Source organism: Desulfobotulus mexicanus (assembly GCF_006175995.1).
Taxonomy (GTDB): Bacteria; Desulfobacterota; Desulfobacteria; order Desulfobacterales; family ASO4-4; genus Desulfobotulus; species Desulfobotulus mexicanus.
Genome location: NZ_VDMB01000040.1, coordinates 1 through 13697 on the forward strand (window position 1 = coordinate 1; position 13697 = coordinate 13697).

At 52.6% G+C, this 13697-nt stretch carries 11 protein-coding genes; 5 read left to right on the forward strand and 6 right to left on the reverse strand.

What is annotated here, in order from left to right; all coding sequences use genetic code 11:
- Positions 1 to 261: 261 nt before the first annotated feature.
- Positions 262 to 1530: an L-lactate MFS transporter gene (locus tag FIM25_RS16125; RefSeq protein ID WP_179953461.1), complete on the reverse strand. Its 1269-nt coding sequence runs from the start codon at positions 1528 to 1530 to the stop codon at positions 262 to 264.
- Positions 1531 to 1588: 58 nt separating this feature from the next.
- On the opposite strand from FIM25_RS16125, the gene FIM25_RS16130 reads away from it, so the two are divergent.
- Both FIM25_RS16130 and FIM25_RS16135 read left to right on the forward strand, forming a co-directional pair.
- On the forward strand, positions 1589 to 2965 hold the full coding sequence (locus FIM25_RS16130) for an ABC transporter permease (protein WP_139450886.1): 1377 nt from the start codon (positions 1589 to 1591) through the stop codon (positions 2963 to 2965).
- Between the two features lie 16 nt (positions 2966 to 2981).
- A complete protein-coding gene (locus tag FIM25_RS16135) occupies positions 2982 to 4493 on the forward strand; it encodes an efflux transporter outer membrane subunit (RefSeq protein WP_218961481.1) in 1512 nt (503 codons plus the stop codon).
- On the opposite strand, the gene FIM25_RS16140 is transcribed toward FIM25_RS16135, so the two are convergent.
- The 4 genes from FIM25_RS16140 to FIM25_RS16155 form a co-directional block, all read right to left on the reverse strand.
- Entirely contained in the window at positions 4490 to 4738 is a 249-nt protein-coding gene (locus tag FIM25_RS16140; RefSeq protein WP_139450887.1) for a type II toxin-antitoxin system RelE family toxin, read from the reverse strand. The two genes, FIM25_RS16135 and FIM25_RS16140, sit on opposite strands and share 4 nt — an antisense overlap.
- A complete protein-coding gene (gene relB, locus FIM25_RS16145; RefSeq protein WP_218961483.1) occupies positions 4722 to 4979 on the reverse strand; it encodes a type II toxin-antitoxin system RelB family antitoxin in 258 nt (85 codons plus the stop codon). Before relB ends, FIM25_RS16140 begins: the two co-directional genes overlap by 17 nt.
- 169 nt (positions 4980 to 5148) lie before the next feature.
- Entirely contained in the window at positions 5149 to 5853 is a 705-nt protein-coding gene (locus tag FIM25_RS16150; RefSeq protein WP_179953462.1) for a hypothetical protein, read from the reverse strand.
- A 98-nt stretch (positions 5854 to 5951) separates the two neighbouring features.
- Positions 5952 to 8180, reverse strand: coding sequence for a TonB-dependent receptor domain-containing protein (locus FIM25_RS16155; RefSeq protein WP_139450889.1), 2229 nt, complete (start codon positions 8178 to 8180; stop codon positions 5952 to 5954).
- A gap of 341 nt (positions 8181 to 8521) precedes the next feature.
- On the opposite strand from FIM25_RS16155, the gene FIM25_RS16160 reads away from it, so the two are divergent.
- The 3 genes from FIM25_RS16160 to FIM25_RS16170 are packed head-to-tail and all read left to right on the forward strand — an operon-like array spanning position 8522 to position 11354.
- The gene (locus FIM25_RS16160) at positions 8522 to 9508 is read left to right on the forward strand and encodes an AAA family ATPase (protein ID WP_139450890.1); all 987 of its coding nucleotides are present in this window, start codon (positions 8522 to 8524) and stop codon (positions 9506 to 9508) included.
- Positions 9475 to 10848: a vWA domain-containing protein gene (locus tag FIM25_RS16165; protein WP_179953463.1), complete on the forward strand. Its 1374-nt coding sequence runs from the start codon at positions 9475 to 9477 to the stop codon at positions 10846 to 10848. The genes FIM25_RS16160 and FIM25_RS16165 overlap by 34 nt, the downstream gene beginning before the upstream one ends.
- 35 nt (positions 10849 to 10883) lie before the next feature.
- Positions 10884 to 11354 (forward strand): hypothetical protein, encoded by a 471-nt coding sequence (locus FIM25_RS16170; protein ID WP_139450892.1) that lies wholly within the window; start codon positions 10884 to 10886, stop codon positions 11352 to 11354.
- Between the two features lie 350 nt (positions 11355 to 11704).
- Here the strand turns inward: FIM25_RS16170 and FIM25_RS16175 are convergent, their stop codons facing one another.
- Positions 11705 to 13165 (reverse strand): catalase, encoded by a 1461-nt coding sequence (locus FIM25_RS16175; protein ID WP_139450893.1) that lies wholly within the window; start codon positions 13163 to 13165, stop codon positions 11705 to 11707.
- Between the last annotated feature and the right edge of the window lie 532 nt (positions 13166 to 13697).

Sequence of the window (13697 nt, forward strand, 5' to 3'; positions counted from 1 at the left end):
ACATCTTCAATCGTATTGGGTAATCGCTTTTCAAAGAGTCGTTTGTCATCGTTATCAATGACTACAATAAAATTATTGCTTGAATGCAGGTCGATTCCAGCGTAAGTTTTCATAAGACACCTCCTAAATCCTATTGAGATTTAAGTCTCTTGCCCTTGGTTTCATAGTGCTACTATGAATAGGGGGGTGTCAATTTTTTACAAGACTCGGTGAGGTAGTCCTTTATATGATTATCAGACCCCTTTTTGGCCAGTGGTCTCTTTAGGAGGCCCTGGATACCTTTGCCTGCATAACCTCTCCAGCCACAGGTTCTTCCACAGTTCCCGGAGCCTTGGCAAAGACAGCCACCAAAGCGCCGATGGCGCAGGCAATACCCGCCACAAGGAAGGCCTTTTCAAAACCAATGGCGATGGAAAGCCTTGGGGCCGTCAGCGCTGCGATGCCGTAAAAGATAAAGATTGCGCCATAATTGTTGCCCACATTGGCAAGACCGAACCATTCTGCCGTGATGGTGGGCAGCATGGCTGCAAGGCCGCCGAAGCAGAATCCCACGATGCAGGTGGCAATGAGAAAGCCCACATAGTTCATGGGAATCAAGGCCATGTAGAACATGGCCAGACTGAGAAGGATAAAGTTCGCCAGAATGGAAGGTTTTCTTCCGTATTTATCCGAAATGAATCCCCAGCCCAGGCGACCGCAGGCATTGAAAAGGGAGATGGTCACCACGGCATTGCCCGCAGCCGCAAGACTGAGGCCGATCATGGTCATACCAATGTTCGCGGCCACGCTGATGATCATGAGGGCTGCAGCGCTGCCAAAAAACATCCAGATGACCAGCATGTAAAACTGCGGGGTCCGCATGGCCTGGAGAGGTTTGAAATTGCGGGATCCCGTAGGAGCGGCTCCACCCTGAGCTGCGGGGGGCGTCCATCCCGGGGGTCTGTACCCTTTGGGCGGAACCACGAGAGCCGTGGCGCCAAGCAAGAGAAGAACACCATAGATACATCCCAGGTAAAGAAAGGCCTGGGATACGCCAAAGTTTCCAATGAAGATGAGAATGATGGGTTTAAATACCATGCCACCCACCCCCAGAGCCGCAAGGATCAACCCTGTGATGAGACCTCGCTTTTCGGGAAACCACTTCACGCAGGTGGCAAGGGGGGTCACGTAAGCTGCGCCTATGCCAATGCCCGCAATGACTCCATAGGTGAGGTAAAGAACATAGATATGGGTGGCAAAGCTTGCCAGGGCAACGCCGAGACCCGTGAGGATCCCCCCTGCAATGGCAACCTTTCTCGGACCGATTTTATCCTGTAGCCTGCCTGCAAAAATGACTGCAACGGAAAAGCAGGCCAGGGTCAGGGAAAAGGTGAAAACCGTATCCCCCGGCGTCCAGCCAAAGGCTTCCACCAACGGTTTATTGAAAAGGCTCCAGGTGTAAATGGCGCCGAGACTCAGCTGCATGAGCAGTGAACCCGCCACAACCAGCCAGCGATTGGGAAGTTTTGCTTCTTCATACCGTGCTTCCATGAATGCCCCCTTTGGATAATGAGCAGGAGCTCTGGACAGTCGTAACGGAGCGGAGGTCATGCGTCTTCTGGGCGAGCTTTCGGAACGGGGCCATACCCTGATTCTCATTACCCATGAAAAGGAAGTAGCCGCCCATGCCCATCGCATCATTGAGATCCGTGACGGTCATATTCTCTCGGATCCCGGCTCCGTGCCCGGAGCCGCAGCCATGCCGGAGAGGGTTATCAGTGGTGAAGAAAGCTCTTTTTTGTCAGAACTTGCGGAAGCAACCCTCACAGCGCTGCGTTCCCTGAAAAGCAATATTTTCCGGACCATTCTCACCCTTCTGGGTATTGTCATCGGTGTGGCTTCCGTCATTGCCCTGATGGGTATCGGTGATGGTGCAAGGCAGGCTGTGGTGGAGCGGATCAGTTCCATGGGCAGCAACCTGCTCACCGTACGGCCGGGGGCTCCCAACATGCGGGGCCGGGGGGATATTGCCACACTGGTATGGGATGATGTCCGTGCCATTGGCGAGCTGGACAATGTGCTGGCCGCCGTGCCGGAACAGTCCGGCTCCGTGACCCTGCGGTATGGCCGTATGGATCACAGGGCGGAAATCAACGGAACCTCATGGAACTATGTGGTGGCAAGAACATGGAATCCTTCCCGTGGCACCTTTTTTACGGCTGAAGACGAGGCGGCCTATGCCACCGTTGCCGTGCTGGGCCAGACCGTTGCCGAGGCCCTTTTCCCCGGTGCCGATCCTTTGGGGGAATATATACTCATCAACAGTATCCCCTTTCAGGTAACCGGGGTGATGGCGCCCATGGGGGCCGGTTTTGGTGGCAGGGATCAGGATGATGTGGTTTTTGTACCGTATACCACGGGCAGCCTGAGGATTACGGGGCAGCGACATCTGCGGAATATCACAGTGGCGGTAAAGGATGTGAAACGAATGGATGAAACCCAGAATGCGGTACATGCCCTTCTCCTTGCCCGCCACGGTGTGGAAGATTTCCAGATCCGGAACATGGCTTCTCTCATTGAGTCCGTTTCCGAAACCCAGAACACCCTGACCATTCTGCTGGCTTCCATTGCCGCCATTTCCCTTCTGGTGGGCGGCATCGGTGTGATGAACATTATGCTGGTCAGTGTGACGGAGCGGACCCGTGAAATCGGTATCCGCATGGCCACAGGGGCCAGAATGCGGAATATCATGCAGCAGTTTCTCATTGAGGCGCTGGTGGTTTCCACCATGGGAGGACTCATCGGCGTGGGTGCGGGCCTTGGCGTGGCGGCTGTGATTGCGGCTCTGGGTACGCCCGTTCAGTATACCTCCGCACCGGTACTGCTGGCCTTTGGCTGCGCCTTTGCAACGGGTCTTGTTTTCGGATATCTCCCTGCCCGCAAGGCAGCAGGGCTGGATCCGGTTGTGGCACTGGCTTCGGAATGATACGGGAAAAGAATCCATGAATAGCATGAAAGAAAGACTGTTTATCCGGCTCCATACGGGAGCTGGCCCATATCGTAGAGGGGCTTTGCTCCTTGGCGGGTTCAGCCTGTGGCAAAAGCCTTTTGTCCCCTTTTTGTTTTCTGCGTTTTTCTGTCTTCTGGTTTTTTGTACAGGATGTGCGCTCAAAGACCCGGAGCCTCTGGAATCTCCCCCTGTCCTGCCGGAAAGCTGGTCTGCAGGCATGGTTATGGATGGGGAGCTTCCGGAGAATGACTGGTGGCGCAGTTTCCGGTCAAGGGGGCTGGAAGGGCTTCTGGAGGAGGCCCTTTCCGCCTCTCCGGATCTGACCATGGCTGTGGAGCGGGTGATGCAGGCGGAAAGCCAGCTTCGCATCACCGGAGCCTCCCTCTTCCCTTCCCTGAACCTCAGCGGTGGAAGTTCATGGCGCAGAAACTGGGCTTCCGGAGGTAAAACGGCTTCCTCAGAATCCACAAACCTTTCCATGGGAGCCAGCTATGAGGTGGATGTCTGGGGAAAGGTTGCCGCTGACATGCGCGCTTCCGGTGCCCTTCTCCATATGGCCGAATATGACCGGGATGCTGTTCGCTTAAGCCTCATGGCAGGAGTGGCCTCCGGATATTTTCAGGTGCTGGCCCTGGAGGAGCGTCTGCAGATCAGCCGCAGCAATCTGGCCATTGCCAGAAGGGTACTGGCCTTTGTGGAGTCCCGGCACAGGCACGGCAGTGCGACGGAACTGGATCTGAAGCGGCAGCAGTCTGCGGTGCTGAGTCAGGAATCCACCCTTTTATCCCTGGAAGAGCAGTACCGTCAGCAGCGTTCCGCCCTTGCCATTCTGGTGGGGCGTCAGCCCCAGTCCTTTGATCCGGGTACGGAAGCATTCCGCGAAATAATCATTCCGCAGGTGACGGCCTACATGCCATCGGAGCTTCTTCTGCGCAGGCCGGATATTGCAAGGGCCGAGGCCCAGCTTGCGGCATCGGCGGCCAGTGTAACCATTGCAAAGACGGCCTTTCTGCCTTCTTTCCAGCTTTCCGGTTCCGGAGGGCTGGCCAGTACGGCCCTTGTATCCCTTGCCAGTCCCGATGGCAGCCTGAGCCTTTCCGCAGCCATTGCCCAGACAATTTTTGACGGCGGACGCCGGAAAAATCAGGTTGCCGCAGCCGAATCCCGGCTCAGGGAGCAGGTGGAAAGCTATCGAAAAAGTATTCTTACGGCTTTAAAGGAAGTGGAAGACGGACTGAACCGGGCGGATTTTTCCGGTCGTCAGATGTCTTTGCAGCAAGCCATAGAGGAGAAGGCGGCCCGGAGCCTCGTGCTGGCGGAGCTGCGTTACCGGGAAGGCGCGGATGATCTCCTGACCCTGCTGGAAGCCCAGCGCAGTCTTTTTCAGGCCAAGGATCAGATGGTGCAGCTCCGGCTGGGCAGGCTTGATGCGGCGCTGGATCTTTACAGGGTACTGGGTGGAGGGTGGGAGAGGGGGGGCGGAGAGATTTATCAGGGGCTTTAAAAGGCCTGTCCAACCTTGGGTGAGACCGAAGAGGTTTTTTCTTCCCATAATTCTGCTATGATCCGGTAGTCTCCCATTCTGAACTTCCACAATCCAGACAGATTGCTTTGAAGTGGCGCACCAAAGGCTTTCGGGTTTTGCGCCACTTTATCCCTGAGAAAAGCGATCATGCGCCTTTGAATCTGTGGCTCAGCTTTAGAAAGTTCTTTCATAGCCGCTTTGTCAAATTCAATCTGCCAAACCAAGGGCCTTCTCCACTTCTTCCAGGGTCATGGTGGAACTGTGGCCAGCCCTCAAGTCCTCAAGGCGTTTTTCCGCAAGATAGATGTCTTCCATGTCAGCTATGTATTCAGAAAGGGCCTCACGAACATAAAAGGATTTGTTGCGTCCTGTTTCCTCTGAAAGCGTGTCCAGTCGGGCATTTAACTCCGCTGGAATTCTTACCCCAAGCATAACCGGGTTATTGATTTCTCTTAATCTTGGCATAAAAACCTCCTTTTAAAATCATTTGTTTTATATGTAAAACAAATAAATAAAAAAAAACAACTTTTTTTGTCCATCGCAGAAATCAGGGGTGATATTCCCGGGCAGTGGACACCCATTACGGTGCCTGCTGTCCGGGATGGTGCTTTTTTATGATTTTTCAGGAAAAAAACTACCCTTCCTGCGTTTCTGCGTGCTGCCGCCTCTGGTTACGGATATTCCGTCTCATTTCAGGCTCCGTCATGCTGCCCCAGGGAATGAAGGTATAAACGGCACTGGCTTCAAAGGCCTCGGAAGGATGCACAAGGGGCAGGGTCTGGAAAATATAGCGTCTCAGATCCGTGCGCCTCTGCTGGGCTGTTTCCTCTGCGGGTGCGGCAGATGAACAATAGGAATCCGCCCCGGACCAGACATCCCTTTTCAGGCTGACAGTAAGGCCCTGCAGTGTGGATTTGCGGTAAAACTGAAGCACATAGTTTTCCATGCTGCGGTCAATACCCGCAGGCGGCCAGGTTCGGTTTGCAGGGTTGCCGCCTTTCAGGATGAAATCCAGAGTGTCCAGGGGGCCGCCCCCTACCCGGCTCATCACAACAAGATCGTCAAGATCCGGAGTATCTTCTCCAAAGAGTGTGTCGATGCCATAAAGGATGGCAACGAAGCTCAGAATGGTACCCGGACATGTTTTGTTGAAGAAATCCAGCACATCCGTAAGATGGATGATGCGGATTTCTCCGTTCTGTGTGGCTGTCAGGGGAGGAAGGTTTTTCAGGGCTTCCGGATAGCTTCTTTTTTCTGAAGCCATGAGGGGCGTTGCCGCAGCCATGCATATCATCAGGGTGAGGCCGAGAATACAGCTGCATAAGCGGTGCATCATCATTTATATCCTTTCATTTTGTTCCCCGGATCTGCCGCGGATTGCCATTTTGTATCCCTTCTGCCCTTTCAGGCAGCAGCCGACAGATCCGGGGAGGGTTATTAAAATTTTGTGCTCAGACTGGCGAAAATATTCCGGCCTTTACCCACACGGGAAGTGGTTTCCACATCTCTGGCATTGATATACTCCTGATTAAAGGCATTGTTTACACCCACAAGTATTTCCAGATCCTTTGCAAAAAGATTCATGGAGCGGATTTCCGGAGTCCATGCGGCAAGGAAGTTGGCCTGGGTGTAGCTGTCTCTGACATACCAGAAAGTTTCGCCTCTGCTTTCAATGGTTTCAGGGTTCTGGTCCGGCTTGAGCCAGTGATGAACGGTGGTGCTGACCTTAAGGCTGTGAAGGGGCCTTGCATAGGCATTGAAGGTGACTTTATCGGCAAAGGCCTGGGGGGCTTTTTTGCCCGTGGCATCATCGGTCATGTTGAGATGGGAGAAGCTGGCACTGAAGCCTGCCCGGAAGGCATCATAGGATGCTGAAAGCTCGTACCCCTCGCGGGAAACGCTGTCGATGTTCTTATATGTGGCATAAGACGCATTATCATTCATAGGGTGATTTTCTGCTCTGGGTCCGTCATGATCCGGTGTAAGCTTGATCATATCCTCAATTTTACCGTCAAAATACATGGCTTTGAAGCGGAACCGGTCTTCATACGTAAGGATATTTCTGCGGGTATAGGAAAAACCGCCTTCAAATTCCTTTGCAATTTCCGGTTTAAGGTCCGCATTGGGCAGATACCAGTAATGGCGGTTGAGGGGGCCTTCGGAGGAGGTTTCATGGGGTGTGGGAGCACGGAAGGATTCGGAGTAGTTACCCAGAAGATGGAAGCCTTCAAAAAGGCGGGCACTGAACCCTATCCTTGGAGAAAAGTGATCTCCGGAGTATGCCTTGCCTCCTCCCTTTACCTTGCGGTCAAAGCTGTCAAAACGGCCGCTGGCCTGCAGTACAAGAATGTCATCAAAAAATGAGGACTCCAGATGGGCGTAATAACCCATGTCTTCATAGGTATTGGGCATGGAGCCAAAATCACTGACGTTGCCATTTCTTACATGAATGGCATCTTCTTCCCTTTTTTCAAAATCTGCTCCCACAAGTAGGCGGTTGCTGGCCGTCAGGGCAGAAAAGTGCATCTGGTTGCGAAGGCGCAGGCCCCAGCGCTCATCCTTGTTTTCATAATCCAGTTTATCCTTTTCCCCTTTGGCATCAAAGGAGTCAAAGCCCCTGTCGTAGCTGGAATCAGCCCTGTACACCGTTGCACCGAAATCCAGCCATGGAGAATGGTGGGGATTATGGGTGAAGTTGGCTATCATATCCCTCTGGCTCAGAGTACCGATGACAGGTCCGGTTATGGTGCTGTATGAGGAATGGTAAAGGCTCTGCCAGGTTACTTCCGAGTCCTGGGAAAAATCATAATAGGAAAGGGTCAGTTTTGAGGCATCGGTAAAATTGTAGCCCCCCTTGATGAAAAGAACCCTGAGATCCTCATCGTTATCCACTTTTTTTGAGCTTGTACCATTTCCGGCATCGTATGCCTTGGCAAGGGTTCTGTCCCCATGCTGACCTTTTTTACCGTAAATCAGCATCTCATATTTCTGGTCTTCCGGTGCTGCGGCAAAGGCCACATAACCTTCCCTGTAGTTGTTGTCTTCATAGCGGAATTTTGTGGTCATGCCATAGTTCTGGCCTGGAACCATGAAATCATAGGCATCTTTGGTGCCCATTTCCACCACACCGCCGATGGCACCGCTGCCGTGTACCCCGGAGGATGCGCCTTTGACCACTTCCATCCTCTTTAAAAGATCATTGTCCGAGCGGAAGGTGGATATCTGATTGGAAAAAAGGGAGGCGGACCGTCTGACTCCATCCTGAAGAATAATGACCCTGTCTTCGGACTGATAGCCAAAACCGCGAATATTGAACTGCTGTCCCATGCCCCTGCCGGAGTCTCCACCTGTGGTGACACCGGGGATGGAGGTCATGGCTTCAATGGCTGTGCTGGAGCTTTTCAAGTCCTCTTCCCCCAGAACCGTAACGGAGCCGGGATATTTCTGCACATCCGTTGCAATGCGGGTACCGATGACCGTCACTTCGGACATGGCAATGGCTGCATCTTCTTTTTCCTTTTCCATGGCCGATGCACTGAAGGCAAAGGCTGTGAGGGTGAGCCCCAGCCCCAGTGTCCGGGCGATCTTCCATGGAAAGACAGATTTGTTTTCTTTCCCCTTTGTCTTTTTATAACTTTTTTGTCTTTGACTGCATGGTAAAAGCATCTGGAGATCCTTTCTTTTTGGCTGGTGACAAGTTCGGGGAACATTGGTTTTTATGAAGATTAAATATTTTTCGACTAGCCATATGGCTTTAATATTCTAAAGTCAACTCAAAAAGTAAGGCAAGGCTAAAAAAATACACCATATAAAAAATAAGGGTTATTTGATATTATTCCCTGTTTTTTCGAAAAATCTGCTCTTTCATAAGGGTAAAGATCGTATTCATAAAAAGAAAAAGTATGGGTGTCGCTTTTTTAGCTTATCCAAAAAAGATTTGACAATCAAAATCGTTTCGGGCATTTTCAGAATCTGGAAATAACAGAATCAACAGGAGAAAGACTGTCATGAGAGCCCGTCTGGTACAGAGCACCGTAGAAACCCTTGTAAAAGCAGGTCAGCCCCTTTATCTCTGGGGGCCTCCGGGAATAGGAAAAAGCGATGTTGTAAAACAGGCAGCCGCAGCCATGGACCGGGACCTTGTGGATATTCGTGCCCTGCTTCTGGATCCCGTGGATCTTCGGGGGCTGCCCCGCATAGAAAAGGATGGCCGGACCTCATGGTCGCCCCCTGATTTTCTGCCCACATGCGGCAGGGGCATTCTTTTTCTGGATGAACTGAATGCGGCCCCGCCTCTGGTACAGGCCGCCTGCTATCAACTGGTTCTGGACCGTCGCATCGGAGATTACAGATTACCCGATGGCTGGTCTGTGGTGGCTGCGGGCAATCGGGAGACGGATCGCTCCGTCACCCATCGCATGCCTTCGGCCCTGGCCAACCGCTTTACCCACATAGATTTTGAGGTTCGCATTGAAGACTGGGTGGAATGGGCCATTCAGGAGGGGATAGCACCGGAAGTCATTGCTTTTCTGCGTTTCAGGCCGACCCTTTTGCATTATTTTGATCCTACCCGCAACGAAAAAGCCTTTCCCACCCCCAGATCATGGGCCTTTGTCTCAAGAATTCTGGATGCAACGGAAGATGAGGAAATCCTGAACGCCCTTGTGGCCGGAACCGTGGGTGCCGGAGCTGCTGCAGAGTTTACGGGTTATCTTGCCGTATGCAGGGAACTGCCTTCGGCTGAAAATCTGCTGAGCAACCCGGATACCTGGAAGCTGCCTGCGGAAGACCCGGCCCTTCTCTATGCCCTCTGCGAACTTCTGGCCAGCCATGCATCAGGCGAAACTTTTTCAGCCATCACCCGTATTGCATCAAAGCTTCCCGTTGAATTTGCCGTACTTCTGATAAGGGATGCCATCAGAAAGGATACCAGCCTTGTGGATACCCAGGAATTTATCCTGTGGGCGGAAAACCATGCGGAGATTTTTGTCTGATGCCTCCTTCAGAGCTTATTTCTGAGTCTTCCGCCTTTCTCATGCGTAAGGCCAGAACCCATCTTCTTCTGGATCATCCCTTTTTCGGGGCTCTGGCCATGGGTCTTGAAATCACGGCAGATCCCGTTTGTGGCTCCGCATGGACGGACGGCAGAACCATAGGATATCAGCCCGCATACATCCGCGCCCTGCCCTTTGAAAGCCTGAAGGGGCTTCTGGCCCATCTGGTACTGCATACGGCCCTTGGGCATCATGCCCGGAGAAAAGACAGGGACCCTTCCATCTGGAACATGGCCTGCGACCACACCATGAACTGGATGCTTCTGGAGGCTGGCTTCAGGTTACCCGAAGGCTGGCTGGATGATCCTGCCTTCAGGCATCTTCCTGCAGAAACCGTGTATGAGCGTATCTTAAGCCGCATGGATGAAAGGGAGGGTCAGGGACTTTCCGATCCCGGTTCCGGCGAAAATGGCGATGGAGAGGAAATGGAAGGTAAAGGCGCAGACGGTGAAAAGGTGGCCGGAGACAGTCACAGCCATGGGTCTTCTGCCGGATCCGGTGAAGGAGCCGGAGACGAAGGTGCCGAAGGATCTGCCGAAGAAGAAAAGGGTGATCCTGATATTTCTGACCCCGGTGGCGGTGATCCCGCAGGTACGGGCGAAGTGCGGGACGGACAGAATCCGGGAGATGCTTCCGACGGAGAAGCGGAAGCATCGGCCATGGAAACACTGCTGGCCAAGGCTCTCCTCACCCGCAGGGATGCTGGCGATCTTCCTGCCAGCATAGAGCGAAGTATCCGCGAAATCCTTGAGCCGGGCATGGACTGGCGCATGCTCCTTTCCCGCTTTGTGGATCAGACAGCGAGAAGCGACTATGCCTGGTCACCCCCCAACCGCCGTTATCTGCATCAGGGACTTTATCTGCCATCGGTCCGCAGTGAAGACGCAGACCGTATTGTGATTGTGGTGGACACTTCCGGCAGCATATCCCCCGGGGAACTGGATATGTTCTGTGCGGAAGTGTCCGCCATCCTTTCTGCCTTTTCCGGCGAAATCCTTGTGATGGGCTGTGACATGGCCGTGGGAGGTGTGTTCAGGCTGACCCGCTCGGATCTGCCCATGGAACCCCTTTTCACAGGCGGAGGTGGTACGGATTTCAGAGCACCCTTCCGATGGCTTGAAAAAGAAGGCCTTGAACCCCGCTGCCTGATCTATCTGACCGATCTTGCCTGTGAACATTACCCGGAAGATCCGGGTTTCCCTGTACTATGGGCTGTATGCGGGGATGATACCAAAGCACGGCCACCCTTTGGTGAATGTCTGGCTCTGGGTGTGGTGTGATGGGACACAAAACAATATAAAGAAAGGAGATCCCCTTGGAAATCAGATGGAGTATTGATAAAAAAAGAGGTAATTTCCGCCCTGTTTTAAGCTGGAGCATTACACTGGAACCGGCAGAAAAAGAGCTTGGCATGGCCCCCCTTGCAGTAGATACGAAAATACCCATGCCTGCTGCCTACTGGGAGAGCCATTGCTATCCGGGCCAGCATGAAAGGAGCGGAAAACCTGTTCCCGGAAGCTGGGAAGTGATTACGCCAGCCCATAAATCCGGAAAAAGTGACGGCCGCATGATTCTTCCCTGGCGGGAGAACAATGCCTATCCTGAAGTAATCACAGGCTTTGAAAGGGTTCGTGAAGCCATGGAAAAGGTCCTTGCCGAGGCTGCTGCCAGCACGCCCATGCATGAGGAAGAAAAAATGGCTCTGGGGATAATGGTCCGGAAACAGCTGGCTCCCGGCCTTGCTGCGGATCGTATGCTTTCTTCGGTTCTGAAGAGGGTGGCATAAGAATTTCTTATTACCGCTTAAGCTCAGCCATGTCCGGATTGTTATCAGGCCATGACGGGGCCGGAAATCTGGATGCGGGCAGGCGCAAGGCCTGCTCACATGAAATGACTTCATGCCCGTTTTGTAGGGGCACCCTTTACGGGTGCCCACAGGCAGGCCTATGGTTTTCCCTTATGCTGTTTTTAGCACCATGGCTCCTGGCTTCGAGGGCCTCAGCTACCAGCTCCTGGCTTCGAGGGCCTCAGCTACCAGTTCCTGGCTTCGAGAGCCTCAGCCACCAGCCAGAGGGAGAGGGTGCCATCGGTTATTTCTATTCCAGAAAATCACATTACATTATAATACGGGATAATTCAGCCGGGTACTTCTTCCAGACCAATGCCCAAGGCTTCGGCCACGCCTTTGCCATAGGCCGGGTCCGCCTTCAGGCAGTTTCCTATGTGCCGGATTTTGATTTCTTTGGGTGCATCCCCCATGGCGCGGGCCGTGTTAGCGAAAAGAACTTCTTTCTGATCATCATTCATAATCCTGAAAAGGGCAGCGGGCTGGGAATAATAATCCGTATCTTCCCTGTGGTTCCAGTGATCCGCAGCGCCTTCGAGACTCAATGGAGGCTCGGAAAAATCCGGCTGTTCCTGCCATTCTCCGTAGCTGTTGGGCTCATATCCGAGCGTGCTGCCGTGATTGCCGTCCACCCGCATGGCTCCGTCCCTGTGATAGCTGTGGAAGGGACAGCGGGCCTTGTTTACAGGAATGAGATGGTGATTGACGCCCAAGCGGTAGCGCTGGGCATCCCCATAGGAGAAAAGTCTTCCCTGCAGCATCTTATCCGGTGAGAATCCAATACCCGGAACCACATTGGCCGGGTTGAAGGCGGACTGCTCCACTTCCGCAAAATAGTTTTCCGGATTGCGGTTCAGCTCCATTACTCCCACCTCCATCAGGGGATAATCCTTGTGGGGCCAGACCTTGGTGAGGTCAAAGGGATGATAGGGGCAGGTGGCGGCTTCCTTTTCCGGCATGATCTGCACAAAAAGGGTCCAGCGGGGAAAATCGCCCTTTTCAATGCTCTCATAAAGATCCCGCTGATGGCTTTCACGGCATTGTCCGATGAGGGCTTCTGCCTCGGCATCGCTGAGGTTTCTGATGCCCTGCTGGCTTTTAAAATGGAACTTCACCCAATAGCGCTCATTTTTGGCATTGATGAAACTGAAGGTATGGCTGCCAAAACCGTGCATGTGGCGGTAGGTGGCGGGGATACCCCGGTCGCTCATGACAATGGTGACCTGATGCAGGGCCTCGGGCAGGGAGGTCCAGAAATCCCAGTTGTTTTTTGCGCTGCGAAGGTTAGTACGTGGGTCCCGCTTCACCGCATGGTTTAAGTCGGGGAACTTCAGGGGATCGCGCAGGAAGAAAACAGGGGTGTTGTTGCCCACCATGTCCCAGTTGCCCTCTTCTGTATAGAATTTCACGGCAAAACCCCGGATGTCCCTTTCCGCATCCGCAGCACCCCTTTCACCGGCAACGGTGCTGAAACGGGTGAAAAGTTCAGTTTTTTTGCCGATTTCAGAAAATATTTTAGCCCTTGTGTAGGGCGTTATGTCGTGGGTGACGGTGAAGGTGCCGTAGGCTCCCGAACCCTTGGCGTGCATCCTTCGTTCCGGAATTACCTCCCTGTCGAAATGGGCCAGTTTTTCCAAAAACCACACATCCTGAAGAAGCATCGGACCTCTTGGCCCTGCAGTGAGAGCATTCTGATTGTCCGGGACGGGTGCGCCTGCGTTGGTGGTGAGTTTTTTCTTTTCTTCTGTCATGCGGCATCTCCTTTTGGGTTGGAAGCTGAACAGAACTGAATATTCATTCAGGATCTGAAATAAAGGCTTATTGCAATAAGGTAGGGACAAGGAGTATTGTTTTTTTGAAATATTAACGCGTTATATTGTCGCCACCCCATTGTAGATGGGTGGTGGATCCATTTCAGGATAAATTCACTAGCGGAAATGGTCTGATGACAATCATAAAAAAGAGTAGGACGAGCAAGGGCTGGCTGTCAAGCTCTCTTGTGATCCCAAATCCTCCATCAAATTAATCCACACCCCTCCTGTGGTGTTTCGGGAGGCTTTTTTCAGCCCTCAACGGGGCGGTGAGGATTCAAAAATAATTATTTATGAGGAATAATTCTCAAATATGAGACGCAACACTCAGAAAAAATCAATACACAGATTTTTTTGGCGTAGCTATCCCTTTTGAGTCAACAATCTAAAAACTATTCTTCTGCCTTGGTACTGAGTCAGGCTGGTCTAAGCCTTTAAAAGGCTTAGTCTTTTTCTTATTTCCATCATCCAA